The organism is Fibrella musci (genome assembly GCF_041321105.1).
Lineage (GTDB): Bacteria > Bacteroidota > Bacteroidia > Cytophagales > Spirosomataceae > Fibrella > Fibrella musci.
Map to the genome: position 1 here is coordinate 157,235 of NZ_JBGGWD010000011.1, position 26,604 is coordinate 183,838.

Here is a 26,604-nt window from a genome sequence, read left to right on the forward strand (position 1 = left end):
TGTCTATGAAGATCCTGCTGGTCGAAGATGAGCCAAGCCTATTGCAAGCGATGCGGCAATACCTTGAAGAGGAAGGCTATGTCGTAACAACGGCTGCTACGTTCGCCAAGGCATCAATGGCCCTCAACGATTACGACTATGATTGTGTCGTTGTGGACATTGGCTTGCCTGATGGAAACGGCTTAAACCTAATCCGCCAATTGAAGACGGCTGAAAAAGGGAGTGGCCTCATCATCATTTCTGCCAAAGACTCGCTCGACGATAAACTGACGGGTCTCGAACTGGGGTCGGACGACTACATCACCAAACCCTTTCACCTGCCCGAACTCAATGCCCGCATCAAGTCTGTACTTCGGCGACGGTTTTTTGGGGGTAACAACCTGATCCGGTACGGAGAAATTGTCGCTGATCCACTCTCGCATCAGGTAACGGTTGCTGGTCAACCGCTCGAACTGACCGAAAAAGAGTACCACTTACTGCTCTTCTTTTTAGCCAACGTCAACCGACTACTGACCAAATCAGCTATCGCCGAGTACGTGTGGGGCGATCACATGGACATGGCCGATTCGCATGATTTTCTGTACACGCACATCAAAAACTTACGGCGCAAACTCATTGATGCGGGTTGCCCCGATTATATCAAAACCCGCTATGGGGCCGGATACTTATTCACAACGCCATGAGCCTGCTCCGCAAAACGTTGCTGTACCTGTTGTTAGCGGCTATCCCTGTCGCACTAACGGGCGTATGGGTTTTTGATGCGCTCGTTAACCGAGTCATTCGCTATGAAGTCGACGAGCAGCTCAGCAGTGATTTGGGGTACATTCAGCAGCAACTTCAAACGGCCCGAACACCCTTAAACCGGGGGCAATACTTATTGGATAACCCACACATCTCGTTGCTGCCATCGGGGCGCAACGTACCCCCCACTTTTTCGGATTCAATTGAGTTTGACCGGCGCGAAAACGAAAAAGTGCCTGTCCGTCGGCTGACGGCCACGGTTCAGGTTGGTAAGCGGACGTACCTGGTCGTTGTCAAACAGGCGATGGGTGAGTTTGAGGAAATTGTCCAAATGCTTTCAATGAGCGTAATCGTAGCCTTTCTAGCGTTGGTCGTTTTTCTGACCGCAATCAATGGCTGGGTGTCGCGCCAGTTATGGCAACCCTTCTACCAACTTATCGACCAGCTACGGGCGTACCGACTTGACGAACGTACCCCAACCACATTCGACCAAAGCAGCATCGCGGAGTTTGACCAGTTGAGCGTTGCGCTGAACGACATGAGCCTGACGTTACACCATCAGTACGTTGTTCAGAAAGAGTTTACGGATCATGCCGCCCACGAAATGCAGACACCACTGGCCGTCATGACGACTCAGTTGGACCGGTTGCTCACCACAGAACCCCTCACTGAAGAACAGGTCAATCTGATGGAACAAGCCCAGGCTTCTATCCGACGGTTGACGCAGCTTAACAAGAGCCTGCTGCTGTTGACCAAGATTGAAAACAACCAGTTTGCTGACCAACAGCGGGTGAATCTGAGCGAACTGCTGGACCGGCTGCACCGCAACTTTACCGCCTACGCCGAACACCGGGGACTAAGCTGGGCTATTCAGATCGACCCTGACGTTAACCGGTTGATGAATCCCCATTTGGCGGAGGTACTGTTCAGCAACCTCATCAAAAACGCACTGACCCACGCACTGCCCCACACGTTCGCCAAGATGAGCCTGACGAAAACGAAATTTGTTTCGCTGAACGTTGGCCCGCCCCTCCCCTTCCCAGCGGAACAACTCTTCGACCGTTTTGTAAAGAACCCAGCTCGCCCGGAGTCAACCGGACTTGGTTTGGCCTTGGTCAAACAGATTACTGACCGCTACGGTATGACCGTCGAGTACGAGTACGACGAACGAGGGAGGCTGCACACCTTTACTGTTTCATTTCCAACCTGACAGACACATGCCAACGTGGGTACTCTACAGCCTGATTTCCATGCTCTTCGCCGGGCTAACCTCGGTAATCGCCAAGCTGGGCCTAAATGACATTAGTGCTAATCTGGGGCTGGCCGTGCGGACGACGGTCGTCTTCGGGCTGGTGCTGCTCAACTTCGTCGTTTTCCAGAACGTCCGGGAGGTAGGTCAGCTAAACGCTCGTACGGTGAGTTTTTTGGCCGTATCGGGCCTGACGACTTCCCTCTCGTGGATCTTCTACTACAAGGCGATCCAGATTGGCCGTGTAACCGATGTTGCCCTAATCGATAAAGGGAGCATCATTATCACCATCCTGTTATCTATCACGCTGCTGCGCGAGCCAGTAACGCCAAAATTATTCGTCGGTGGAGGGCTTATCCTGCTAGGCTTGCTGGTGTTGATTTGGCCTTCCTGAGGCACGAACTTCAGAACACTTGCCCGATGCCAAAGTAAAACAGCCGGTCTTCGCGCGAAAGTCCGTAATCAAAAAGCACGATAGTCGAAAGGTTCCAAGCTACGCGGGCACCGGCTCCGTAGGACGTGCGCAGATCGCGCAGACTCAAATCCTGCCAACGGTCGCGCACCGTACCCGCATCGAAGAACGGAGCTACGCCCAGTCCGAATGTTTGTCGGCCCATTTTCAGGTCGGCCAACCGCACCCGAAGTTCTACGTTGGCAAAAGCCAGTGAACGAGCCAAAAACCGGTTAGCCCGGTAGCCCCGCAACGATTGCCGTCCACCCAGCGCGTTAATGCTTCCGTCTGGACTCCATTGATCCTGAAATTCAAAAAACGGAGCCTGCTGGCCAAAAATGGTCCCAACGCCCAAGCGTCCAGCCAGCACCGTGCGCGTTCCAACGGGTAAGCGTTGGTACAACCGCCCCTGCACAAACAGCTTATTGAAGTTGAACTGAGAACCAATGAGCTGATTAGAAAACTCATTGGCCACCTCCACGTACCCACCCCTGGTGGGGTCGGGTTCAAAATCGCGGGTGTCGTAAATCAGAGCCGACTGTAAAATTGACAACCACCCGCCAGTAAGACCAAAAATACGGCCTTGCTCCGCATCTCGGGCCAGCAGCGACGTACCATTGGGGGCCTCGGTCGTATTACCTGTAACGGGGTCGATGGCCTCGGTTCGGGTCCCCTGGAAGGTCTTATACGCCAAATGTTGAATTTCGTAACCGGCCATCAGCCGCCATTTGCCCGCTCCCAATGCATAATCGGCTTTTAGGTTTAGCATAAATTCCGTCTCTCGAAAGCGGTTCGAGAGCGCGTCGCTCACCAGGATTGCCTCGCCTGGTTCGCCAGAGCGCAACTGTCGGCGGGCCTTGTTATAGGCCGCATAAGTGGCAAACATCACAGTGGGATTTGACGGCAACCGCAACGAGCCGAGTGTGCTTTGATCAGAACCAAAGTACAAATTGGCCGGGTTCTGTTGCGCCTTAAAATCAGCCCTCAGCCGCCAGCGCGTACCCCGGACGTAAGGCATGTCGACCGATAGTACCAGCTCGCGGGCGTTGGTGCTATAGTAAGCGGCATTAGCGCGAAGCCGGACCAAGTAGGGCGTATAAGCAAATAGCGGATTTGACCGGTTGCCATTCCAATACGTATTGGTGCGTACCCCAAACCCAAAACCAGTTACCGGGTCCGACGAGAGGTCGGGAAGACCAGTCGTAAACCGCCCTTCCCGCTTCTTGGTTAAATCAGCATCCGACATTCGCTTTGATCGAATAAACGTCAGACTATCATTCCCGGCAAGTTGATCCGCCAGTTGAGCCTCAGCGGGTAAAGCCATCAGGGTTAGCAGGCCCCGTATTAAGAAGTTTACTTTCATAACGTAACAGCAATTTGTGACGCACTCCTCGGAGTGCCATTTTGATGGAATGAACAAAATACTGCGAGTAGAACCGGGCTGGCGATAACGCTTACGCCGACTGTCGCCAACGCCGAATGAGTAGTGTACTCAATACAAGCCCGACTACGCCCATAAAGATGTATTCAACGTACTGACCTATTTGGGGAAACTGCTGTCCCAACCAGAAGCCGATGCCTGTAAGTAGGCTGACGTAGGCGACGCTACCTATTGCAGTCAGGCCCAAAAAGCGGGACCAGCGCATGCCACTTTGAGCCGCCAGAATCGGATTGAAAGTGCGGATTACGGGTAGAAACCGTCCTATCAACAAGGCCCTACGCGGATGCCGTTGATAAAATTGATTTGAATCGTCGAGGTCACGCCGTTTAAAGATCCAGTTGTCGGGTTGCTCACGCAGCCGCTTGATTAGCCGCCGACCCAACCAGAAACCGGTCATATCGCCCGAGATGGCAGCTACAATCAACAGTACAATCAGAGCAGGCAGCGTTATTTCCAGACTGCGGGTTCCCGTTAGCAACCCCGCTGTGAATAGCAGCGTTTCGCCCCCCGGTACTACCAAGCCCAGTAACAGGCCCGTTTCGATAAATACTAAGGCGGCAATCAGGGTGGTGCCGCCCCACTCCAGCCAGGCGGTGTTCAGGAGCAGAATACTCACAGTGTCCATTCACTTGTCGTTGGTTATCCGGGACAAAAGTGCCTGCCAAATCTGAAGAGTTTCTGAAGAGCTTAACCTGTTTTTAATAATATGGCAGCCGAAGTAGCTATAATCGACTTTGGCAAGGAGCAATACTTTCGTGTTGGAAGACCATTCTGTTATCTATCTCACTTCGGCGCGAACCTCTCACGCCAAAGTTGCTTATTAGCAGATGGCTTATTTTTTGGTGTTACTGGTACTTATTTGGCCTAAATAGCTCGCCCAACCTGCTGCCGGTCAGCTAAACTTTAGTGTAAGTATCTGAGTACCCCCTCAGCAATTAGAGCTACGGTGAGGTGCTCAATCAACTGACGCGCGTACTGCTTTACCTTGTGAAGGTTAGTTTGTTTGAAAGAAGAAAAGGACAGTTGAGATCCTTTTTTCAACGTGTGCCGGAATCGGCGGGGTCCAAATTTGCTTGATTGCATCGTCTTAGCGAGTTGTTGTTTCTGCAAAGCAACAGACAACCGATGCCGAGTGTAGGAACAGGCAACTGCTATTTTCAAACCAAGATGTTCCTACTCATTTTCAATGGGTTACTGAACTTCAGTAGCCTGTTCGGTGCTGGGTTGGGTTCCTGATTTATGCCACCTCTTGACCTTCTCGACGATGATGCGCTCATCGTCCCACTGCTGATAAAAAAACCAGGTACGTTGCAGCATGACAGCGATAATGGCGTAGTACCGCGATGAGGGCATGTATTCGTCGTCAGCCGGGGGAGCCTGTTCTAATAGATACTGATAGAAGGCCGTCGTAAACCGCACGGAAAACCGCTCTTCAGGAAAGTTGAACCGGTCGTGATGCTGTATTTGATACCCTCCGTCGGGTAAGGTGTTATAAGTCGACTTTACAATATCATTCTCAAACTCTTCTTTGTGAGTTTCCATGTAATCCTTCAGTGCCGACTCGATCAGGTAAAGCGGCAACCGCTCTTCCAACTGGTATTGTCGTTCGTCTCCTTCAACACGGAACGACAATGAAGTTAGCTGACGCTTTTCCTGAAGTGTCTCGATCAACTTACGAAGCGAATTATATTCAGGGAAGCGCGATTGGCCGAGACGACTGTCGGATAATAGCTGGAACCCCTGAGCACTTGTTAATCTACGTAGTGATTGTGCAATGTGAGCCAACTCCACTGTTATGTGCTCAAGGTTGAATCGTTTGGCTAAGAATAGCGCGAGGGATATAGCATCAGCACGCTTGGTATCATCAGACCACTTTATGAGGTCATCGCCAAAGTATCGACCCAATTTATCTGTGTCAACTGGGAGATCTATGTACGTAATACCTTCTTCGAATTCATTGCGCCTAAGCCAGTTGCGAATGTGCCGCCGTTTTACGTCATCCGTTTCATCAAAATCACCAACCGGAATCAGGGCGAACTCGATGATTCGCGCAATACAGAGCATTAGATCATTTGGGTAAGGGGCCGTATCTGAGACCTCAAAAAATCCTTCTTTCGTGAGAAGATTGTATAAGGATTTTGCCAGACGGTATTTGAATTGGGCTTTAATTTCATTCTCCCGAAAGCGTTCCGGGTATCGCTCCAGATCAAGCCGCCAATTTTTGTAGGCGAACTTATCGTACTGATCTTTAAAGCTTTCGATAAACTCTTTAGCCAACCAAGGATGGCTAATTTTTATTGTCTCATCTTGAAAGGCGAAGCTAACATGTAAAAGCTCGGCGGGTCGTTGGCCCCTTAACCAAGCTTTATCGTCTATTTTATCAATTAGCTTTATGGCTTGCGCGGCTTCTCTCCCCGCCGTAGTTATAATGCGCTGCTGCTCGGGCCTCTCCCAAAATGACACGCTTTCAACATACTTGCGCTGAGCTATTGCAATAATTTCAAGAATCAGACCTCTGATAGATAGCAGTTGAAAATCATTGATGAAATTCAGTAACTGATGATGTAAAGGCTTTGGCAGAATTAGCGTAAAGAAGGTATTAGTCGGAACGTGACCTTCAAGAAATGCACGCTCTTCAAAAACCTCTTTAAAGTGGTCGATGAGCATCCGAAGCATACCATTATGATAGCTGATATAGAAATCGTAAGGAGGTTGGTCCGGCGAGCGATATAACTCTACTTCCGCAAAATTCGGGTCTTGTCGGAGATTATTCAACTTTTCATCTTCATGACTGTTTAGATTAAAATAGGGTCGGTAATAACCGAAAGCCGGGTCTAAATAATGAAATACGTAGGTGTACCGCCACCATTGAAAACCCTTCCAATCAAAGGGACCCGAACCAAAATCGACATCACCGTTTGCTTTCCTCTTTCGCTCTTCCTTAGCCACTTGTCAGATCTCTAATTGTAAATTAAAGATAGCCATTTCAGGGATTTTCCCGAACAGCGATTCAACTCATCTATAGTATACCGGTTTCGGGCGAAGCACTCAAACTTTGACTCCATCTGCTTGTCGAGACCCAAAATTGCTTCAGAATCGTGTGGTAGGTTTGAGTCGGTTAAGCAATCAACTAACCAACCAAGCATATGAAAACCATCCTGTTTGCGGGCCTGCTGAGTGGGTTCGCGCTCTCGGTCGCTCTACCGACTAATGCCCGTCCTGCTCTCACTACCGCACGTGTTGTTGGCTTGGCCGACGAAACCCCAGCCGCTGTGAAAGCGACCATCGCCCGGCTGTATCCGACCGCTAAGAACGTGAAATTCGAGAAAGAAGACGGCGACTATGAAGCGGGCTTCAAACACAACGGCAAGTCAATGTCGGTGGTGCTCGATGCGAAAGGAACGGTGAAGGAAACTGAGACCGAAATTCCCGTCAATGCCCTGCCTGCTGCCGTTCGCGACTACGTAGCTAAACAGATGCCAGGCAAGAAGATTAAGGAAGCTGCCGAGATCGTAGATGCCAACGGCACCAAGAAATACGAAGCCGAGGTTGGCGGTAAAGACCTGATGTTTGACACATCGGGTAAGCCGTTAAACTAAGTAGTCGAGTCTGGGTAGTTCAATGATAATACTTGAGCTACTCAGACTTCTACAGATGTATTGTCTAAAGAGTACTGAACATATAGCGTCTTCACTAAAACCATTCCGATGACCAGCAATGGAGCAGCCATAATCAGCCCCAACGTACCGGCAAATGCGCCAATAATGAGCTGTGCTGTCAGCAACAGGGCAGGCGGGATATCGTTGAGTTTCTTCTGAATCAGGGGCGTGACTAGGTTGCTTTCGACAAACTGAATGGCCACGTACAACCCCAATACGTACAGAGCCTGTTGCGGGCCGTCGAGCAGGGCAAATAACAGGGCCGGAATGAGGGCCAGCACCGGGCCGAGGTTCGGAATAAACGTGATGAGGGCGGCAAACAGGGCCAGAATACCCGCAAGCGGGACACCCAGCAACGACAAGCCTACATAACTCAGTATCCCCACGATAGCCATCGAACAGAGCGTGCCCAGCAGCCAGCCCAACAGGTCCGCGTCGATTCGGGCCAAAATATGCCGCGCCCGCTGCCGACCTGCCGGGGGTACTAAACTGACCAGGCCATTAACGTACAGTTTTGGCTCGGCCATCAGAAACAGGGCGAGAAAAAAGACGACGTACAGGTCAGTGAACGTGTTGATCGTCCCCGACACAACGCCGAATACCCGCCCGGCCAACCGCCTGCCGCCCCCGCCCCCTTCCAGGATTTTGTCGGGCGATTGAGGAATCTGATCCACCAACTGGCGACCCCAGCTTGTTTGTTCCAACTGCCGCCGGGCGTTTTGCAGTACGTTAGGCAGCTCTTTTTGCAACTCCTGCGCCTGTGCGCCAATCTGTGGAGCTACCAACGTACCGATGCCGACCAACGTACCCACGAGTACCAGCCCGACAACCAGCAACGACCGGCCTTCGGGCCAGCGGGTTTTGCGGCTCACCCACCGGGCCGCAGCCCGCATGGGTACGGCAACGAGCACCCCCGCCAATAGCAATAGCAGAATATCGAAGGCAGCTCCCAGGAGCCAAACTATCCCGATGAATAACAGCGTGATTCCAACCGCTATGCAAACACGCCGGACGAAATCGGATTGTGAAGGAGGCAGTTGCGATTGGTCCATCATAGTTGTTGACAATGAGTTACAAATCAACGCAGATCAGTTGTTGGAAACAGCATCCGTTCCGGCTTTTCATGCATGGTCAGGTTTTGGTCAAAGGCGCATGTGATGCTGCTTGATGGTTGCGTTGCTCTGTGACTAAGCTCTTAACTATCAAGTAAATACCCAGCATAATGGCCAGGATGCTCAACAACTGCCCTACGTTTAACGGCATCTGATTTTCAAACGCGACCTGATTTTCCTTCAGGAATTCGTAGCCGAATCGTAACGTGAAAACCCAGACGAAAAAAATGCCGAGTAACAGGCCCTGGGGCGTTTCTCTTTTAGTCCGTCGCCACATCGTCAGCAGTACACCAAACAGGAGCAGGCAGGTTAGGGCTTCGTAGAGTTGGGCCGGGTGTCGAGCTACAGGGGCGTACTCCGTATTGTTGACAAAAACGACCCCCCACGGCAGGGTGGTAGGCCGACCAACGATTTCTGAATTCATCAGATTACCCAAGCGAATAAAGAACCCACTGAGGGCGACGACGATAGCAATCCGATCCGCTACCCACAAGAACGATTGGCCGCGACTACGCCGGGAACGGACGTACAATAACAAGCCCGTTAGAATGCCAATGGCCGCGCCGTGGCTGGCTAACCCGCGATAAGGAGGCAAAATCACCTCCAACGGATGCTGCCACAACGTTGCCGGTTCGTAGAAGAGAAAATGCCCTAATCGGGCACCGACCACCGTGGACACAACCATATAGATCAGCAACGAATCGACATCGCTGGCGGGCTTGCCTTCTTGGCGAAAAATAGAGCTAATTAGTTGGCTACCAATCAGAAAACTCAGGGCGAAGAACACGCCATACCAGCTTATGGCAAACGGGCCAATCTGAACTATGTCGGGGGTAACCGTCCATGTTATGTAGCTTAACATAGTGTTCATCGTCCTAATAGCCATATCATCCCGGATGTCGTCAGAGGCACTGGCCTACAGACGTTGTCAATAGCAACGCTGTCAATCGACAGGTTTTTTCTCATGTTTGTCGAGTTTTAATTTGGCTGAACCAACCGTGGTTGACGGATGATGCCGGGTAAGGCTACGTTGCTGACGGTGGCAAAATTGATACGCATTGACCAATCCGTAGGAACCGTGGGCATCGGTGTCGCTCAATTGCCCGTTTCGCATCTGCCGGAGCAGCATCAGCATACAACTGTCGCCACGAAACACGCGCCGACAGGTACGTTTGTCGAGGTAATGAATCTCACTGTCGGGCGTGAGACTAAAATGATAATCTTCCCGCCGGGAGTCACCGACCCAATCTTCGGTGCGGTAAATAGACAACGGGCCTTGTTGCATCACCTCGTAGGTGTCCTCTCTGTAGAACCGGTACGTCTCGCCCTGATTGGTGCGGTAGCCCCAAACCGAACGGCTCGACAACCGTTGCCGGTTACCAGCCCCATCGACGAAAACGATCTGCCGCCCGCGCGATTTGGTCCACACCGATTTGACCCAGGGGTTATCCGTCGTAGCCTCAGAACTCCGCATGAGCTGGTAGGTGGTGCGGTCGCAGTTAGTTAGACCGACCACTATCAGCAAATAGAACAGAGTACGTAGTCTATTTCGACTGCCCATAGTCTTATTTGGTTGCTTAAAACGGGCATAACCCGTTCACAATCAGCGAACGGCGATGCCTTCCTTGATGTCGTCGCGGGCGTTGACGATAATCCTGTCGTCGGCCCGCAGGTTGCCAAACACTTCCGTGAGCGGACCGGCTTTCTGCCCCCGGCGCACAGGTACGTACTGCGCCCGCCCGTCGGTCACGCGGATCACGTACTGCCGTTCGGTGGAGGTGACGACTGCCGTAGTCGGCACAGCCAGGGCACCCGGTGTGCCGGCAGTGGGCAGGGTCAACTCGGCAAACATGCCGGGGCGCAGGGTGCGGGTGGGATTGGCCACGTCGATCTCCACCGTTTCGGACCGAAATTGCTGGTTCATGCTGCCTGATCGCCGGTTGATTTTGCCCGTAAATTCCCGGCTCGGCATAGCGGCCACCGAAAAGCGAACCGTGCTGCCTTCGCGCAGGCCCACGCTGTAGGTTTCGGGAATGTCGGCCACCAGCCGCAGGCGGTTTTGTTGTTGCAGCACCAGCATCGGCCCTTCCATCTTGGCCCCCGATCCCACCAGCGCACCGGGGTGTACGTTCCGCTCGGTGATGATACCGTCGAAGGGTGCCCGCACGGTCAGGTAGTCCCGGAGTTTGGTCAGGGCGCGGTAGTTGGCCCGCTCGCCCAGCACCGACGCGCTGTCAGAGCGAAGCCGGGCCTGCGCCGTTTCCAGGTCCAGTGCCGACACCGAACCGGGAATTTTATTGCTGGCCCGCAGTCGCCGGTAATGTTCGCGGCTGGCCGTTAGCATCACCTCGGCTTTGAGCGTGTTCGACCGGGCGGCCACCAGCCGCTCCTCCGTTTCGGGGGCATCGAGGATCATCAGCACCTGCCCCCGCCGAACGGCACTCCCCCGGTCGACCAGCACTCGTTCCACGAAGCCATTGGCCCGTGGGTAAATGCTGACCTCTTGATAGGCCCGAAACTGGCCCGGCAACTGCACCGACGGGCTGACCCGCTGCCGGGAAACGGTGCCGACCTGGTAGGCGGGTGCCGACGCGGTAGGTTCGGCGGTCGTCTTTTTGTGGGGCTTGTCTGCCGATTCGGACGAGGTGCACTGCTGAAAAAAGCCGCCCAGCCCCAACAGGGCCAGTACGTAGCTATAAGGGGTGATTTTCATACGCTTCGGTCTGAGCTTGTTCTTTGTGAAATTGATCGGCGGTGTCGTCGGCCATCTGCACGGCGTAGGCCGATTCGGTCGGGAGCAGCGAAGGATCATGGAAAGGGGTGCTGCGCTGTAGCCAGACATACACCTGGGGTACGATGTAGAGCGCGGCCAGCGTGGAAGCAATCAGGCCACCAATAACGGCCCGGCCCAGTGGGGCTACCTGCTCCCCGGCCTCGCCCGTACCGAGGGCCATCGGAATCATGCCCGCAATCATGGCAAACGACGTCATCAGCACGGGCCGAAGCCGAACGCCCACACTGTCAACGGCGGCCCGGTGGGTGTCGCGGTACTCCCAGCGCAACCGCTCGGCATTGGTCACAATAAGAATGGCGTTGGCTACCGAAATGCCCACCGACATGATGATGCCCATGTACGATTGCAGGTTGAGCGTGCTGCCCGTCAGCAACAGCAGCCCAATGGCCCCCACAATCACAGCGGGCACGGTTGACAAAATGACGAACGAGAGTTTAAACGACTGGTAGTTAGCCGCCAGCAGCAGGAAAATAACCAGGACGGCCACGCCCAAGCCGACCTGCAAACTGTCCAGCGTTTCGGTCAGCAGCGACGACATTCCTTTTACGGACGTGACTAATCCCTTGGGGGCCTCACCCAGATCCGTCAGCGTCTGCTCAACGGCCCGCGTGGCCGTACCCAAATCACTACCGTGCAAATTGGCCGACACCGTTACAAACCGGCGGGGTCCGGTGCGGTCGTACTCACCGGGCAGCGTATCGACCGAGAACGTCGCCACGTCGCTCAACACGGGCCGTACCTGCCCGGCCACCAACGGAATTTCGCCCAGTTGCGCCATGTCGCTCATGGCGTATTCAGGCACCTGCACCTGCACCTGATACGTGTAGGCCGAGCGTTTGTCGAGCCACTGGTTTTTCTCCGTAAAGCGGCTCGACGAGGTCGATGCCGTAATGGAACGGGCGGCTTGTTGCAGGCTCAGGCCCATCATGGCCAGCTTCTGCCGATCCAGGGTGATGTTGATGACCGGAAACTTCAGCGGCTGCACAATCCGTACGTCGCGCAGGTAATCAATCTTTGCAAGGCCCGCCACCACCTGCCGGGCGTAGGTTTCGATCTGCTGCATGTCGCGCCCAGCCACCTGTACCTCGATGGGCGTGGCGGCTCCCCCGCTCATCAGTTTTTCGGTCAGGTCGGCGGGTTCAAACGAAACCGTCAGATCGGGGTACTGCTCGGTGACGGCCTTCCGAATCCGCTCTTTTACGGCCTGCATGTTGGCGTGGTAGGCTTTGTTGAGAGCCACTTTGATCACGGCATCGTTCGGGCCGGTGGTGCTGACGTACAGGTTGGTAGTGGCGTAGTTGGTGGGCACCACGCCCACGTAGGCCGACGATACCGCCAGGTTGCCATCGGTAACGGCATCAACCAGCGTAACCAGTTGTTTGGCTCGCTCCTCGGTTCGTTCGAGCCGGGTGCCGTCGGGCGTTTTCATCCGAATGACCATCTGCCCGGCGTTGAGCTGGGGGAGCATATCCTTACCAATCAGCACAAAACCCAACCCAGCCAAGAGCAGGACCAAGACAAAATAGAGACTGATAATCAATTTATTGCGCGTCAACAGGCCCTCCGTTTGACGTACGAATCCATTGCGTACCCGGTCAAACAAGCCGGGCTTTTTGTCGGCCACCTCCGCGTCTGCTTGCGTGGGGGGATGGGCGTGCGTTTTGAGCAGCCAGTTGGCCAATACCGGCACCAGGCTCTGAGCCAGGAAATAGGACACCGTCATGGCAAAGCCGATGGAGAGCGACAGGGGCAAAAACATGGCCCTGGGTACGCCCGACATGATGAACGATGGCGCGAACACGGCCAGAATACAGAGCAGAATCAGCAGCAGCGGCAGGGCCACCTCTTTACAGGCATCGTAAATAGCCTGTTTCTTCGTCTTGCCCATCTCCAGGTGCTGGTGGATGTTTTCGATGGTCACCGTTGCCTGATCGACCAGAATACCGATGGACAGGGCCAGCCCCGACAGGGTCATGATGTTGATGGTTTGCCCGGCCAGCCCCAACAGCAGCACCCCCGCAATCACCGACACCGGGATGGTGATGATCACGATGAGCGACGAACGCCAGTCGCCCAGAAACAGCAGCACCATCAGGCCCGTCAGGATGGCCCCTAAGCCGCCCTCAAACAGCAGGCTTTTCACGGCGTTGATTACGAACACCGACTGGTCGAACTCATACGACACCTCGATGTCATCGGGCAGCAGACTCCGCATTTCGGGCAGTTTGGCCTTCAGCCGGGTCACCACGTCCCAGGTGGAGGCATCGGCGGTTTTCACCACCGGGATGTACGATGAGCGGCTCCCGTTGACCAGCGCGTAGCCCGCCGTGACGTCGGAGGCATCGGCTACGGTGGCCACATCGCGCAGAAACACACTGCGGTGGCCTTCGGTTACGATGGGAATCTGCCCGAAGTCTTCGACCTGATCTTCCAGCGAATTGAGTGTGGTGATGTAGGTCGAATTGTCGATGCGAATATTGCCCGACGGGGTCATGGCGTTGTTGGCGGCCAGGGCTTCGACCACCTCATCGGGCGAGATGTTCAGGCTGCGGATCTTCTGGGGATCGAGGTTAATGACCACCGTGCGGGCGTTGGTGCCGATGGGGGGCGGGGCCGTCAGGCCGGGAATGGTCGAAAACAGGGGCCGGATGCGCGTGGAGGCCATCTCGTGGATCTCGCGCAACGGGCGGGTTTTGCTCGAAAACACCAGGTCTCCAATGGGTACCGAGGATGCATCGTAGCGTACCACCTGCGGGGGCAAGGCTCCGGGCGGGAAAAACTTCATGGCCCGGTTTACCTGGATGGCGACCTCCGCCGATGCCTGCGCCATATCGACCCCCTCATAGAAAGCCAGTTTCACGATGGTCAGGCCCTGGGTGTTGCGGCTTTGAATCTCTTTGATGCCCCCGATATACAGGAACTGATCCTGCATTCGGGTGGCAAAAAAGCCTTCCATCTGGGCGGGTGACATCCCGCCGTAAGGTTCAATGACGTAGATAGTCGGCGAATTGAGCCGGGGAAAAATGTCGATGGGAATGCGCAAGGCAGCCAGCACCGAGAAAACCACCACACCGGCCACCACCACTAGCACGGCAATGGGACGCTTCAACGACGTTGAGAGTAAGGACATACGAAACGGGATTAACGACGGAACAGGGTGTAAAACGCAGCAAAATCATTGGTGGCCAGGGCGCGTTGCAGCCGAAGCTGAACGGCCTGCGTTCGGGTCTGCACGGCTTCTTTTTCTACTGTCGTGAGCAGGGTAAGCGCGTCGGTCAGGCCCAAAATGGTTTCCAGGCCGTTGTTGTACAGCGACAACCGCTGGGCGTAGGCCGCTTGGGCCGACCGGAGGGCCGAGGGTAATTCGGTTAGTTGCCGTTGCAACACCGTAAGCTGGGCATCGGCGGTACTCAGGCTATTCTGGAGCTGCACCTGCCCGAGGGCCAACTGATTGCGGGCCTCCTCGACGCGGAACTGTTGCAGCCGAACGCGCGAACCAGCCCGCTTCAGATCCATCAGGTTCATGGTGGCGGCTACGCCGAGCAGGTAGTTGGTGCGGCTGTAGGCCAGGCCCGACCCCAGCGGCCCGAAATTATTTTCCACGTCTAAGCTCGTGCCCCGCGCCCAGGTAGCCGCCAACAGCGACAGCCGGGGCAGGGCCGATTTTCGGATCAGGTCAATTTCGGTGGTCTGCCGAATCACGAGCCGTTCGCCCACCCGCAGCAGCGGATGGTTAGCCGTGGAAGCGGGGGCCAGCACGGGGGCCAGCAGGGGTTCCGGGCGGAAGGCGGTGTCGATCTGAATCTGCTCAAGCGGGCGACCCGTCAGCGTAGCCAACTGCACCCTGGCCCGTTCGTAGTCTTCCTCCACCCGCAGGTAAGCCAGCCTGGCCCGCGAGAGGGCCACGTTGGCCAGCGAGGAATCCAGGCCGGGCTTGATGCCGTTACGCACCAGGTTGCTGATAATTTGCCGCACCGTATCGACGCGGGCCAGGTTTTGCCCCTCGATGCGCCGGGTTTGCTCGGCCCAGAACACGTCCAGGTACGCCCCGATGACCGCCTGCCGCAGGTCGAACTGTTCGCGTTCCAGCCCGGCTTCCCCCACGGCCACCTCCGCCCGGATGAGTTGATCTTCGGCGGCAAACCGACCAAAGTTGAACACCTCCCAGTCGGCACTGGCCAGGGCAATGTTTCCCGTAGCTAAGTTCCCACTGTTGTCGGCCCGGCGTGCGCCGGAGGTGGGTACGATCAGTCCCAGTGAGAAATAAGACCCCGACAACCCGTTGGCTGTGCCTACGTTGGTCTGGCTGTGCAGCCGCACGTTGGGCAGTCGGTTGTCGCGCACCACCTGGGCGTTGGCCCGGAGTGCTTCGACAGCCGCCCGTTGGGCCGCTAGCGTGGGGTATTGCGACAGCGAAGCCTCGACGGCCCCTTCCAGCGTCAGGGGCTGGGCGAGCGTCACGGACAAGCCCGGCAGAAAAGCCAACAGGCAAAGCAGGTAAAACCAACGTGGGTGTAAACAGATCATAACATCAGCCGTTGAGTAGGAGAAACGGCCCTACACGGGCCAGCTTAACCTGCTCAAAGGAACCACCTCACTTCTTAGAGACCTCTGAGAGAGTTATTACAATCTGATGAGAATGAGCTTGTGGCCCGTAGGCAACGGACCTGCTTGCGTACTTTCGGCGGTCAAACAGATAAGATTATGAACGTACTGGTTGTCGAGGATGACATCGAATTGAACCAATTCATCCAAAAGGGATTACAATCAGAAGGCATCGGTGTATCCGTAGCCTATGACGGTATTATTGGCCGCTCGTTGATCAATGAGCATCAGTACGACGTAGTCGTGTTGGATGTCAATATGCCGGGTATGAACGGCTACGATCTGTGCCGCTTTGTCAAACAAAGCTGGCCCGCGATCCCGGTAATTATGCTGACGGCTCTCAGTAGCCTGGATAATAAGGTGATGGGCTTTGAGTCAGGGGCCGACGATTACTTAGCCAAACCGTTCGCATTTAAGGAATTGGTATTCCGTCTGAAGGCCCTGGCTCGCCGACACCCGTCCCGTGCACCACTGCCGAAGCGATTGGAATTACTCAACTTGGTTGTCGATACGGAATCGCATCAGGTGTGGCGGGCGGGCGAGCGAATCTCGTTAACCGCCCGTGAGTATGCGCTGCTCGAATACCTACTGATTAATCAGGGGAAGGTCATCAGCCGCATTGATCTGTTGGAAAACGTTTGGGATGTACATTTCAATACCAACACCAATGTGGTCGATGTCTATGTTAATTATCTACGCCGTAAGGTGGATCATATCGAGCCAAAACTGATTCATACGGTGTTTGGCGTTGGTTACCTGATGAAGGCTGAACCATGAGTATCAAGCAGCGCATTACGGTTGGGTTTACCGTGCTGGTAGCGGCACTGCTGTTGTTATTTTCCGTTTTTATCTATCAGACCTACGAATCTTATCGACGGTCTCAAATGCGGACCCGGCTGCAACGGCGGGCCTTATCGGCGCAGCTTTATTTACAAAACAAGCCCGAATACCTGCGCTTTTCCTATCTGACCCTGCCTGAACAATACGAGTCACTATTCGACGTGCGGCAGCGGCAGATCTACCAATCGTCTGGTTCATCCGATTATGTAATCACTCCGGCATTATTACAAAAAGCACACGATCAGGAAGTTTATTTCACTTATCCAAGCCGCCGTTGGGAAGAGCCGAAGGAAGGGGTTGCTTTGTCTTTTGCTAATGAGGGGAACCGTTATGTTGCCGTAGTCACTGCTTATGATTTGGCCGGGCGGCAAACAAGTAAAAATCTTCGGTACATTCTCATTGCGGGCAACGTGCTATCCTTAGTGGTCATTGCCCTAGTCGGATTTTTGTTTGCACGAAGGGCCATGCGGCCCTTCGACGTTCTGATCAGTCAGCTAAATACAGCCACCGTAAACGATTTTTCATTTCGGCTGGGCCACATGGGTCGAACCGATGAAGCCGGTTATTTGGCCAGTTCCTTCGATCAATTACTGGGGCAGTTGGGTCAGTTAGCGGCCAGTCAGGAAAACTTCGTTGCCTACGCATCACACGAACTCCGAACGCCCCTCACAGTTGTCAAGGGCATCATGGAAACGGCATTAGCCTACGATCAAACTCTTCCCGACCTGCGCGCAAGTACAGAAAAAGCCTTATTTAGATTGGAAGGAGCAATTGATTTAGCTAATGCGTTGCTTCGACTGGCCGAAGTAGAAAGTCTTAAAGCCAGTCGGCTTAAAGATGATATTAACGTAGTGGACATTTTATTCGATACAGTTGCCTATATCCAAGAAAAGTACCCTACTCAAACCATCGACGTTCAGCTTACCGACGAATTTGCTGAACAAAGTTCGGCCATTCAACTTGTTGGCAACTCGACACTGCTTCGCACAGCTCTGATTAATATAATCGACAACGCCTGTAAATATTCAATGGACAAACCAGTTAAGGCCAGCATTCATTACATGCCAAATTGGGTCTTGATTGACATCATCGACGAGGGCATCGGTATACCACCCACCCAGCTTCGAGATGTGTTTCTTCCCATGATGCGGGCCGAAAATGTTGGGCAGGTACGTGGCTTTGGGCTAGGGCTGACGCTGGCAAAACGAATACTCGACATGCACCAAGGCGAATTGACTGTCGAGTCAAGCGGCAAAAGTGGTACCTCCGTATCAATTCGTTTGCCCGCACTACCATTAAACTGATGAGTTTCATTGACGAATTGACTCCAAAAAAAACGATACTTCTAACGCCTTTAGTTGGTCTTCGTGGTGCAGAAGATTACTAAGGTCACTACGTTGCTTGTATTTGTTAATCAGGTTAAGTAAGCCATTAGTAAGCATAGCGTAGTGGATAAGCAATCGATATAATAAATAAGGTGGTTATCGCGAGGTAGTGCCCAATGGATGCCTCTAAAATTCTGTAACTCCACGAGTGAATCTTGTAACAACCAGGCTGTGCAGTCGGCAGTTAATAATGTGTACAAACGTTTCTCAACGCGATGAAAAATACGTTAGTTGGCCAGATGGCATTAGTTGCTTCACTGGCATGGACCATTGCAGCCTGTACTGACAGCAACGACGGGCTTAAACCTCAGGCACATGACGCGAACGTCTATCAGCAAATCATGCACACGAACATGGCCCAGATGAACGCCATGAAAATGACGGGCGACGCGGATCATGATTTTGCGATGATGATGTCGATGCACCATCAAGGGGCTATTGACATGGCCAATCAAGAACTAAAAAATGGTACCGATCAAACCATTAAGGCAATGGCGCAAACCATTACTACCTCCCAGACAAAGGAAAAAGCACAACTTGCTCAATTCCTAAGTGGGCATCAGGCCACTGCATCGACTGCCGGACAGTCGTTCGATATGATGGCCATGCAGGTCATGGAAAAAATGATGAAAGCGCAGGATACCCGCTTCCTCACGGGTACGTCCGACGTTGATTTTTCATCCTTGATGATCGACCATCACCAAAGTGCCCTGGAAATGGCTCAGCTCGAGTTGACATATGGCAAGGTGGATTCGATGCGTCAAATGGCTCAGATGATTATTGATGAGCAAAAGACTGAGATCAGCCAGTTTCAGGACTGGCTGATTAAAAACAAGCCCTACTAATCTAACCCATATGGGTTAGTCAGGCCACACGAATTCATAATCAGACAACCAGTAAACCAGTACAACCAATGAAAACCAGTTTGTTATCAGTAGCCAGCCTAAGTGCAGCTCTGTTGCTCTCGCAACCGACAATAGCGCAGCAATCAACCAGCAATGCCATGATGAAGTCCATGCAATCGGGTATGACCCAGATGATGAGCATGAAGATGACTGGTGACCCCGATCATGACTTTGCCATGATGCTCAAGATGCATCACCAATCGGCAGTCGAGATGGCCGACATGGAGGTAAAACAAGGCAAAAACGCACAGGTAAAGGCATTGGCCAGTAAGATCAAAGCCAGCAACCAAAAGGAAATACGCGAACTCGACCAGTTTATGAGTAGCCATAAGCCTCAGTCATCCTCGTCCAAACTGGGCCAAAAGGGCATGGACATTATGCACGGTGGAACCCATTCGATGAACGGCAATGTGGACCACGATTTCGCCAGCATGATGGCCCAGCATCATCAGCAGGGGGTAGAGATGGCCCGTGCGTATCTGAAGGAAGGTAAGACATCAACGATGAAGAAGATGGCTAACAACGTCATTAAGATGCAGACGAAAGAAATGGCCGAACTTAAGAAGCTTGAGAGCAGCCTCAAAAGCTAACCTTTAACTACTAAAAAGGGCCGCTACGTAGAGTAGCGGCCCTTTTTTTGTGGTCTTACTATAGTCAAAAGTTATACCCCAATCCGCCGGCAACGGTTTTGTACCGCGTGTCATAATCCGTATGAAGAAACAGATTTTTCGTGACGGTATATTGCAGTTCTACATGTGCTCGCACGTAGCCCCCTACCAACCATTGCGTCTGATACTGAAAATCTAAGCGTGGAAATAGCATTTGTTGGCCACTCAGTTGAAAGCGGACATTACCCCGTGTGTCGAGTTTAACTTCCGATTGAATCAAAAACGGCAACATATACCGAATACCCGCTACTGGCCGGATAATACGCCGACCCCCAACAGGCGTTCCACCGTCTTCGGGACGTACCCGGCGCAGGAACTCTTCGTTTCCTCCATCAATGCCGGCAAATACCCGAAACCAGTCGCCGAGGTAGCGTTCATAATCGAGGTCAAACTCGAAGCGATTCGTGCGCCAGTCGTGGTCTCCACCCGCAACAATGGCGTTTTTGTTGTTGGACACATTTAAGGCGAAGTAATTAAGCGGGTAGCCTGGTTGCAGATACCCCCAGACAAATGGTTGGTTGTCGCGCATGTCGCGCAAATGCAGCTTCTGAATATTGGCGATGGACGAATCAGGTTTGTCGCCATAACTGACTACGCGCGCCATGCCGCTGAGCATATGGTAGAGCAGGTGGCAATGAAAAAACCAGTCCTTGTCATCGTCGGCCATAAACTCAATCGTGACGTTTTCCATCGGCGATACATTCACCGTATGCTTGAGCGGTGAATACTGCTCCTGTCCGTTGAGGACCCGGAAGTAATGACCATGCAGGTGGATGGGGTGCATCATCATGGTGTTGTTCATGAGCCGCATCCGCACAATCTCACCCCGTCGAATCTGAATCATATCCGCCCGTGACAAAGGCTGCCCGTTGAATCCCCAGATGTAGCGAAACATGTTGCCCGTTAAGGTGAGCGGGATCTCGCGGATAGGGTGATTGGCCGGAAAGACAATCGGTTCAGGCGATTTAAGAATACTATAATCGATCGTATTTTGCTCATCCATCATGCTCATGCCTCGGTCCAACATTTCGGCCATTCCTCCACTGTTCATACCCTTCATTCCGGCCATGTCACCTGGCTTGTTGCCCATGTTCATCTGGCCGTGATCCATTCCGGCCATGTCGTCCTGCTTTTCACGCGCCGTTTTTTTAGTTGGCATCGAATCCGTTTTCATGGACATTTTACCGTGATCCATACCGGGCATGGATGAGTGATCCATTTGCCCGTGGTTCATGCTCGACGTATCCATCTTACCATCTTTGGTCGTGTTCATACCCCCCATGTTCATACCCCCCATGTTCATACCACTATGGTCCATGCCACCCATTGATCCAGCCGATTTTGTTGGTTTAGCGGCTTTTTTTGCCGGGGCGGGCTTATTTGCCGTCGGCTTTCCGCTCATATCCATCTGGGTGTGATTCATTCCTGCCATGTTGTGCATCATAGGGCCGTTCATATCCAGGTTGGCCTGAGCCGTTGTGTCGGTTTTGCCCATGTTCATCGTACCCATGCCCATGCCGCCCATCCGGCTCATGTTAGCGGTAAGCTTGTAAAGATCAGGACGGGGAATTGTTGGCGCATAACGGGCCGGACCAGTGCCAAGCAGGGCTGTTGCATAACCCGATCCGTCCTGCGCGGAGGCTCGCACTTCGAAGGCACCCCCTTGAGGTACGGTAATAACAAAGTCGTAGGTCTCGGCAATGGCGATCAACCGCCGGTTAACGTCCACTGGCTGTACATCCAGGCCGTCAGCAGCGATGAGTTTCATGGGACCACCTGCGTAATTAAGGTGAAAATAGGTGGACGCACTGGCATTGATCACGCGCAGCCGAACAGTTTGACCAGCCTTGATGTCCGGGTAGCGTATGGTGTCTTTGCCGTTAATCAGAAACCGATTATAATAGACATCCGAAATATCCATTGGGGCCATCTTCATCATCGACTGCCGCAGGTACGCCCCTACCGCCTTGTGCTGAATAATGCGGTTGAGCGACTGGACATTGCCTTTCTTGATCGAATACCATTCGTTGCGCCGTTTCAAATTTTTAAGGATGTAAGCCGGATTCTCATCCGTCCAGTCGGAGAGCAACAAGACCAAATCATGGTCAACCTTGTACGCAGGCTTCTGGGGCTGAATGGCGATGGACCCATACACACCAACCTGCTCCTGATAACGCGTGTGCGAGTGGAACCAGTACGTACCTGACTGCACCAGTGGGTACTCAAATGTGTAGGTGTCACCCGCATGAATGGGTGGTGTATTTAGATAAGAAACACCATCTTGTTTGTTAGGTAGCAAAATGCCATGCCAGTGCAATGAGGTTTCCGTCTTCAACTTATTATGAACCCGTATGACGGCGACATCACCTTCCTTGAACCGCATGGTCGGGCCTGGAATACCCCCGTTAATCGTCATGGCCCGCTTCGGCTTGCCCGTAATCGTGACGGTCTGCTCATCGATAACCAGATCATACGTCACCCGCTTGCCGGTCGGTTTCACCTTCGCAAAAGCCTGTGGGCGCGACACGGGTAGCGAGGTAGGAACCACTGGAAAGTTCGACTTGTCGGGGCTGTATGGCCGGGCATTGGTCTGGTTCGCCGTGGGGGATTCGTGGTGCTCATGCTGAGCGTACCCGGTGCTCCATAGTAGCAGGCAAACGGCTGTAAAAAACGTGTTTCTCATCGTTGGATAGGCTGTATATATCCGGTTAAAACAAAAGCGGTCCTACCAAACGGAAGAACCACCTACTAGGCTGGTGGGATTGGTTCAGAGCGGCTGGGCGAATCGGCTACTCACTTTCTAGCTGGGCTAGTTTCGCTTTCATCTGCGCTATTTCTTTTTCCTGAGCGGTGATGATGTCGTCTTTTAACTTGACCAGTTCAGGGTCATTCAGTTTGGCTTCTTTCGCCATCAAAATGGCCGCAGCGTGGTGAGGAATCATCGACTTGACGAACTGCCGATCCGACACTGCCGTTTGCTGCCGGATGAACCAGAAAAAGCCCACGAGGGCCAACGTACTCACTGTGATGATGAGGCCATTGCGCCGTTTGTCGGGGTACATTGCCGACATCAACAGGACTTCAATAATGAGCATAGGCATGGTCATCAAACCCGCCATATAAAACTGATTGACATTGGGGACTACGTTGGCGAACCGATCAACCATCGAATACATCAGTACGTACATCGACGCGAATGACAGGATAGCCATGAGGGCCAGTTTGCCGTAGTGCCCTTCGTGCGTAGCTCCCGAATGGGGCATGGTATGGCCCGATTCGTTAGTTCGAGATTTGTCCGTGTGCTGCTTGTGTGTTTCCATAACTTGAGTTGTTGTCTAGTAATCAAACAAATAAGCTGCCTGACCGGGTGGCCAGGCAGCTTACAAGATTCAGGGGATTCCGTTGCAAAACTTTTGGTAACCAGCTCGAACCGCCATTACGGCCGTGGTATTGGTTCGGCCTTATAGCCCGCCTGCTCGACTGCCTTGCGCACGGCCTCGCCGACGCGGTTATCCGTCGTTTGCACGGTCAAAATTTTGTCGGGATTGCCTGTATCGACGTTCCAGCCATCCACTTGTTCGATGGCATTGAGAAAAGGCGTTACAGCCGCTACGCAGCCGCCACATTTGATGTTGGTTTTGAAATTCAGCGTTTCCATAGGAGTCTTGGTTGATACTCGGTTACACAATCAGATGGAGCCGACTACAGCTTTGTTCTTCGTAGCCGCAAGCTATTGCTGACGACCGACACGGAACTAAGGGCCATCGCGGCCCCGGCGATCATCGGATTCAGCAAAAATCCGTTGATGGGATACAGTACCCCGGCAGCTATCGGGATACCGATGAGGTTGTAAATGAAGGCCCAAAACAGGTTTTGGCGGATCGTCTGCACCGTTCGCCGGGACAGGTAGAGGGCTTTATGTACGCTATTCAGATCAGACGTGATGAGCGTCATCTTGGCCACATCCATTGCAATATCGGACCCCCGACCCATCGCGATGCTGACATCGGCCTGCGCCAGGGCCTGCGAGTCGTTGATGCCGTCGCCGACCATCGCGACCACCTTTCCTTTTGCCTGTAGTTCCTGCACCAAGGCGGCCTTGTCGGCGGGTAATGCCTCCGCCCGGAAATCGCTGATGCCAACGGCTTTGGCCACGGCCTCGGCAGTTTGGCGGTTATCACCGGTCATCATGTACACGGCGATGCCCCTCTTCTTCAAGGTGTGAATGGCCTCCCGCGAGGTTTGTTTGACCGGGTCGGCAATCGCGATGGCTGCCAGAATCTGCTGCTCGTCGGCAAAGTAAATGACGGTTTTAGCTTCGTCCTGCCAGCGGCTCACTAACCCGTTTAACTTCGCCAGTTGATCGGCGAGGCCCCGCTCGGCCAGTAGTCGGCGGTTGCCAACCAGGTAAGCCTGACCGTTGTAGCGACCCGTCACCCCCCGGCCCGTCAAGCTCTCGAAGCCATCGAGTTGAATGCCCGAAACGCCTTCGGTCTTTAACCTCGCTACCACGGCTTCGGCCAGGGGGTGTTCCGACTGGCTTTCGAGGGTGAATAGTACCTGTGGGAGAATGGATTCGTTGACCGGTTTAGTAACCCAGGTCAAATCCGTCACCGTGGGCTTTCCTTCCGTAATCGTGCCAGTCTTGTCCAGAATAACCGTGTCAACCTTGTAGCCCAATTCCAAGCTCTCCGCATCTTTAATGAGGATGTTGTTGTCGGCTCCCTTGCCCACGCCGACCATAATGGCCGTTGGCGTAGCGAGTCCCAGCGCACAGGGGCAGGCAATGACCAACACGGTTACGGAAGTGAGTAGGGCGTGGGTAAAGCCATTGTCACCACCTACGATCATCCAGACCGCAAACGTCAGAATGGCGATGCCAATGACGACGGGTACGAAGATCCCTGCGATCTTGTCGACTAATTTTTGAACGGGTGCTTTACTACCCTGGGCTTCCTGCACCATCCGAATAATCTGCGCCAGTATGGTGTCACCGCCCACTTTCTGCGCGGTGAAGCGAAACGCCCCTTTCTGGTTGATAGTGCCGGCAAAGACCGACTCCCCAACCCGTTTCTCGACGGGTATCGGTTCACCCAAAATCATGCTTTCATCGACGAACGAGGTACCCGATTCGACGACCCCATCAACGGGAATTTTCTCGCCCGGACGAACCGCGATTACCTGCCCGACCCGCACCTGCGCGATGGGAATCTCCTGCTCCTCGTTACCGTTCATGACGCGAACGGTTTTGGGCTGTAGCCCCATTAGCTTCTTGAGAGCCGACGTCGTATTCGACTTAGCTTTCTCTTCGAGCAGCTTGCCGAGCGAGATAAAGGCAATCACTACCGCAGCGGCCTCGAAGTAAACGTGGGGGTGCAGCCCCCGGCGATGCCAAAAATCAGGATTCAGGGTGTTGAACGTACTAAACAAAAAGGCGATACCCGTACTGAGCGCGACCAGCGTATCCATGTTGGCTTTGCCGTGCCGCGCCTGCTTCCAGGCGTTGACGAAGTACGACCGGCCCAGCCAAAAAACCACTGGAGCCGACAGGGCCATCATGATGTAATTGGCGTAAGGAGCCTGCATGAAAAACATGCCTAGCACGACGACGGGTACCGATAAAATGCCCGCCCATAGGGTGCGCTTTTTGAGCGATTCGTACTGTCGTTGCTGGGCTTCGGCCTGTACTGCTTGCGGGTCTTCCGTATCGAATACCAAATCGTAGCCAATCGAGCGGATTGCCTGTTGCAAACCCTCCTGGTCGATGGCTTCGGGATCGTATTCGACGGTTGCCGATTGGTTGGCGTAATTGACGGCTGCCTTCTGCACCCCCGGCGTGTTTGTCAGTATGGATTCGACGCTGACGGCACAGGCTGCACAGGTCATCTCCAAGACGGGAAACGTTTGCTTTGTCGTCAGCCCTTCGTTGACCTTAGTTCGACGGGCTTGTTGGGTGAGTTGCGCTTCCATAGGTGGACAATTAAGTTGATACCACAAAGGTCAGCAAGCAGGTATGGGGGTACGTTACACAATTCCCCCCCGACGTTTGTAAGATTCAGTAGGCGGGTGAATCCCCTCCACTTAGTGGGCAGACTCCATCCCGTTGCGTTGCAATTGCTGCTTGTCGCGCCGGATGTCACGGAAGTGACTGGGCGAAAAACCGGTCAACTTTTTAAATTGATTTGATAGGTGCTGAGCGCTACTAAAACCGGTGCGATAGGCGATGTCGGCCAACGTCAGATCGGTATAGACGAGAAGTTCTTTGGTCCTATCCAACCGCCGACTGATTACGTATTTTTCAAGCGTAATGCCTTCCTGAACAGAAAATAGCGCACTCAGCGCATCATAGCTCAGGCCGACTCGCTGAGCAAGCTGCTCAGAATACCGAGTCGTTTCTTCACCGAGATTATCGCAGCTAACCACATCCTCGACGGCCTCTTTGATGCGTTGCACTAAGATTTTCTTCGGGTCGGTCAACACAGCAAACCCCTGCGTTTCCAGAGCCGATTGCAGTAGTGTTTCTTGCTTAGGCGAGACCTTCCCCTCCACCACGACATGCCCCAACGAAACCGACAAAACGGGTAATTTGAGTTGTTCAAATACAGCCTGCACAGCGTCTATGCAACGGCCACAGACCATTCCCCGAATGCGAAAGGTGGTGGTTTGATCGGTTAGAACGTCGGGGTTCATCAGTGCAGAATTTAAAGGGGGGAGGCTGGTTACGATAGCCTGATTAGCTACCTGATGATAACAA

At 53.5% G+C, this 26,604-nt stretch carries 22 protein-coding genes; 8 read left to right on the forward strand and 14 right to left on the reverse strand.

Annotated features, from left to right (window positions below; translation table 11 throughout):
- The first annotated feature begins 5 nt into the window (after window positions 1–5).
- The 3 genes from ACAW74_RS28230 to ACAW74_RS28240 are packed head-to-tail and all read left to right on the forward strand — an operon-like array spanning window position 6 to window position 2,384.
- Window positions 6–683: a response regulator transcription factor gene (locus tag ACAW74_RS28230; protein ID WP_370701577.1), complete on the forward strand. Its 678-nt coding sequence runs from the start codon at window positions 6–8 to the stop codon at window positions 681–683.
- Window positions 680–1,951 carry a sensor histidine kinase gene (locus ACAW74_RS28235; protein ID WP_129606192.1) on the forward strand — a complete coding sequence of 424 codons (1,272 nt, stop codon included), beginning with the start codon at window positions 680–682 and terminating at the stop codon, window positions 1,949–1,951. Before ACAW74_RS28230 ends, ACAW74_RS28235 begins: the two co-directional genes overlap by 4 nt.
- Before the next feature lie 7 nt (window positions 1,952–1,958).
- Window positions 1,959–2,384 (forward strand): EamA family transporter, encoded by a 426-nt coding sequence (locus ACAW74_RS28240; RefSeq protein ID WP_370701578.1) that lies wholly within the window; start codon window positions 1,959–1,961, stop codon window positions 2,382–2,384.
- A 10-nt stretch (window positions 2,385–2,394) separates the two neighbouring features.
- Here the strand turns inward: ACAW74_RS28240 and omp85 are convergent, their stop codons facing one another.
- The 3 genes from omp85 to ACAW74_RS28255 all read right to left on the reverse strand — a co-directional run bounded on the left by omp85 (window position 2,395) and on the right by ACAW74_RS28255 (window position 6,831).
- Window positions 2,395–3,804, reverse strand: a complete 1,410-nt coding sequence (omp85, locus tag ACAW74_RS28245; RefSeq protein ID WP_370701579.1) for an Omp85 family outer membrane protein — start codon at window positions 3,802–3,804, stop codon at window positions 2,395–2,397.
- Between the two features lie 91 nt (window positions 3,805–3,895).
- On the reverse strand, window positions 3,896–4,507 hold the full coding sequence (locus tag ACAW74_RS28250) for a DedA family protein (protein ID WP_129606196.1): 612 nt from the start codon (window positions 4,505–4,507) through the stop codon (window positions 3,896–3,898).
- A 566-nt stretch (window positions 4,508–5,073) separates the two neighbouring features.
- Complete coding sequence (locus ACAW74_RS28255; protein ID WP_370701580.1) at window positions 5,074–6,831, reverse strand: hypothetical protein; 1,758 nt, start codon at window positions 6,829–6,831, stop codon at window positions 5,074–5,076.
- A 197-nt stretch (window positions 6,832–7,028) separates the two neighbouring features.
- Between ACAW74_RS28255 and ACAW74_RS28260 the strand changes: the two genes are divergently transcribed.
- Window positions 7,029–7,481 carry a PepSY-like domain-containing protein gene (locus ACAW74_RS28260; protein WP_129606200.1) on the forward strand — a complete coding sequence of 151 codons (453 nt, stop codon included), beginning with the start codon at window positions 7,029–7,031 and terminating at the stop codon, window positions 7,479–7,481.
- A 41-nt stretch (window positions 7,482–7,522) separates the two neighbouring features.
- Here the strand turns inward: ACAW74_RS28260 and ACAW74_RS28265 are convergent, their stop codons facing one another.
- The 6 genes from ACAW74_RS28265 to ACAW74_RS28290 form a co-directional block, all read right to left on the reverse strand.
- Window positions 7,523–8,596 (reverse strand): AI-2E family transporter, encoded by a 1,074-nt coding sequence (locus ACAW74_RS28265; RefSeq protein WP_370701581.1) that lies wholly within the window; start codon window positions 8,594–8,596, stop codon window positions 7,523–7,525.
- Between the two features lie 76 nt (window positions 8,597–8,672).
- A complete protein-coding gene (lgt, locus tag ACAW74_RS28270) occupies window positions 8,673–9,515 on the reverse strand; it encodes a prolipoprotein diacylglyceryl transferase (RefSeq protein WP_370701582.1) in 843 nt (280 codons plus the stop codon).
- An 81-nt stretch (window positions 9,516–9,596) separates the two neighbouring features.
- On the reverse strand, window positions 9,597–10,127 hold the full coding sequence (locus tag ACAW74_RS28275) for a hypothetical protein (RefSeq protein WP_129606206.1): 531 nt from the start codon (window positions 10,125–10,127) through the stop codon (window positions 9,597–9,599).
- A gap of 129 nt (window positions 10,128–10,256) precedes the next feature.
- Window positions 10,257–11,366, reverse strand: coding sequence for an efflux RND transporter periplasmic adaptor subunit (locus tag ACAW74_RS28280; protein ID WP_165358970.1), 1,110 nt, complete (start codon window positions 11,364–11,366; stop codon window positions 10,257–10,259).
- Window positions 11,347–14,577, reverse strand: coding sequence for an efflux RND transporter permease subunit (locus ACAW74_RS28285; protein ID WP_129606210.1), 3,231 nt, complete (start codon window positions 14,575–14,577; stop codon window positions 11,347–11,349). The genes ACAW74_RS28280 and ACAW74_RS28285 overlap by 20 nt, the downstream gene beginning before the upstream one ends.
- 11 nt (window positions 14,578–14,588) lie before the next feature.
- Window positions 14,589–15,974, reverse strand: coding sequence for a TolC family protein (locus ACAW74_RS28290; protein WP_129606212.1), 1,386 nt, complete (start codon window positions 15,972–15,974; stop codon window positions 14,589–14,591).
- 177 nt (window positions 15,975–16,151) lie between these two features.
- On the opposite strand from ACAW74_RS28290, the gene ACAW74_RS28295 reads away from it, so the two are divergent.
- The 4 genes from ACAW74_RS28295 (at window position 16,152) to ACAW74_RS28310 (ending at window position 19,772) form a co-directional block, all read left to right on the forward strand.
- Window positions 16,152–16,829, forward strand: a complete 678-nt coding sequence (locus tag ACAW74_RS28295) for a response regulator transcription factor (RefSeq protein ID WP_370701583.1) — start codon at window positions 16,152–16,154, stop codon at window positions 16,827–16,829.
- A complete protein-coding gene (locus ACAW74_RS28300) occupies window positions 16,826–18,196 on the forward strand; it encodes a sensor histidine kinase (RefSeq protein ID WP_129606216.1) in 1,371 nt (456 codons plus the stop codon). The genes ACAW74_RS28295 and ACAW74_RS28300 overlap by 4 nt, the downstream gene beginning before the upstream one ends.
- 296 nt (window positions 18,197–18,492) lie before the next feature.
- Entirely contained in the window at window positions 18,493–19,122 is a 630-nt protein-coding gene (locus ACAW74_RS28305) for a DUF305 domain-containing protein (protein ID WP_370701584.1), read from the forward strand.
- A 68-nt stretch (window positions 19,123–19,190) separates the two neighbouring features.
- On the forward strand, window positions 19,191–19,772 hold the full coding sequence (locus ACAW74_RS28310; RefSeq protein ID WP_129606220.1) for a DUF305 domain-containing protein: 582 nt from the start codon (window positions 19,191–19,193) through the stop codon (window positions 19,770–19,772).
- Window positions 19,773–19,836: 64 nt separating this feature from the next.
- Here ACAW74_RS28310 and ACAW74_RS28315 read toward each other — a convergent pair whose 3' ends face one another.
- The 5 genes from ACAW74_RS28315 to ACAW74_RS28335 form a co-directional block, all read right to left on the reverse strand.
- Window positions 19,837–22,533: a multicopper oxidase domain-containing protein gene (locus tag ACAW74_RS28315; protein ID WP_370701585.1), complete on the reverse strand. Its 2,697-nt coding sequence runs from the start codon at window positions 22,531–22,533 to the stop codon at window positions 19,837–19,839.
- Window positions 22,534–22,639: 106 nt separating this feature from the next.
- Window positions 22,640–23,170, reverse strand: a complete 531-nt coding sequence (locus tag ACAW74_RS28320) for a DUF305 domain-containing protein (RefSeq protein WP_370701586.1) — start codon at window positions 23,168–23,170, stop codon at window positions 22,640–22,642.
- A 116-nt stretch (window positions 23,171–23,286) separates the two neighbouring features.
- Window positions 23,287–23,508 (reverse strand): heavy-metal-associated domain-containing protein, encoded by a 222-nt coding sequence (locus ACAW74_RS28325; protein ID WP_129606226.1) that lies wholly within the window; start codon window positions 23,506–23,508, stop codon window positions 23,287–23,289.
- A 44-nt stretch (window positions 23,509–23,552) separates the two neighbouring features.
- A complete protein-coding gene (locus tag ACAW74_RS28330; protein WP_370701587.1) occupies window positions 23,553–25,820 on the reverse strand; it encodes a heavy metal translocating P-type ATPase in 2,268 nt (755 codons plus the stop codon).
- Window positions 25,821–25,931: 111 nt separating this feature from the next.
- Window positions 25,932–26,540 (reverse strand): AraC family transcriptional regulator, encoded by a 609-nt coding sequence (locus ACAW74_RS28335; protein ID WP_370701588.1) that lies wholly within the window; start codon window positions 26,538–26,540, stop codon window positions 25,932–25,934.
- Window positions 26,541–26,604 lie beyond the last annotated feature (64 nt).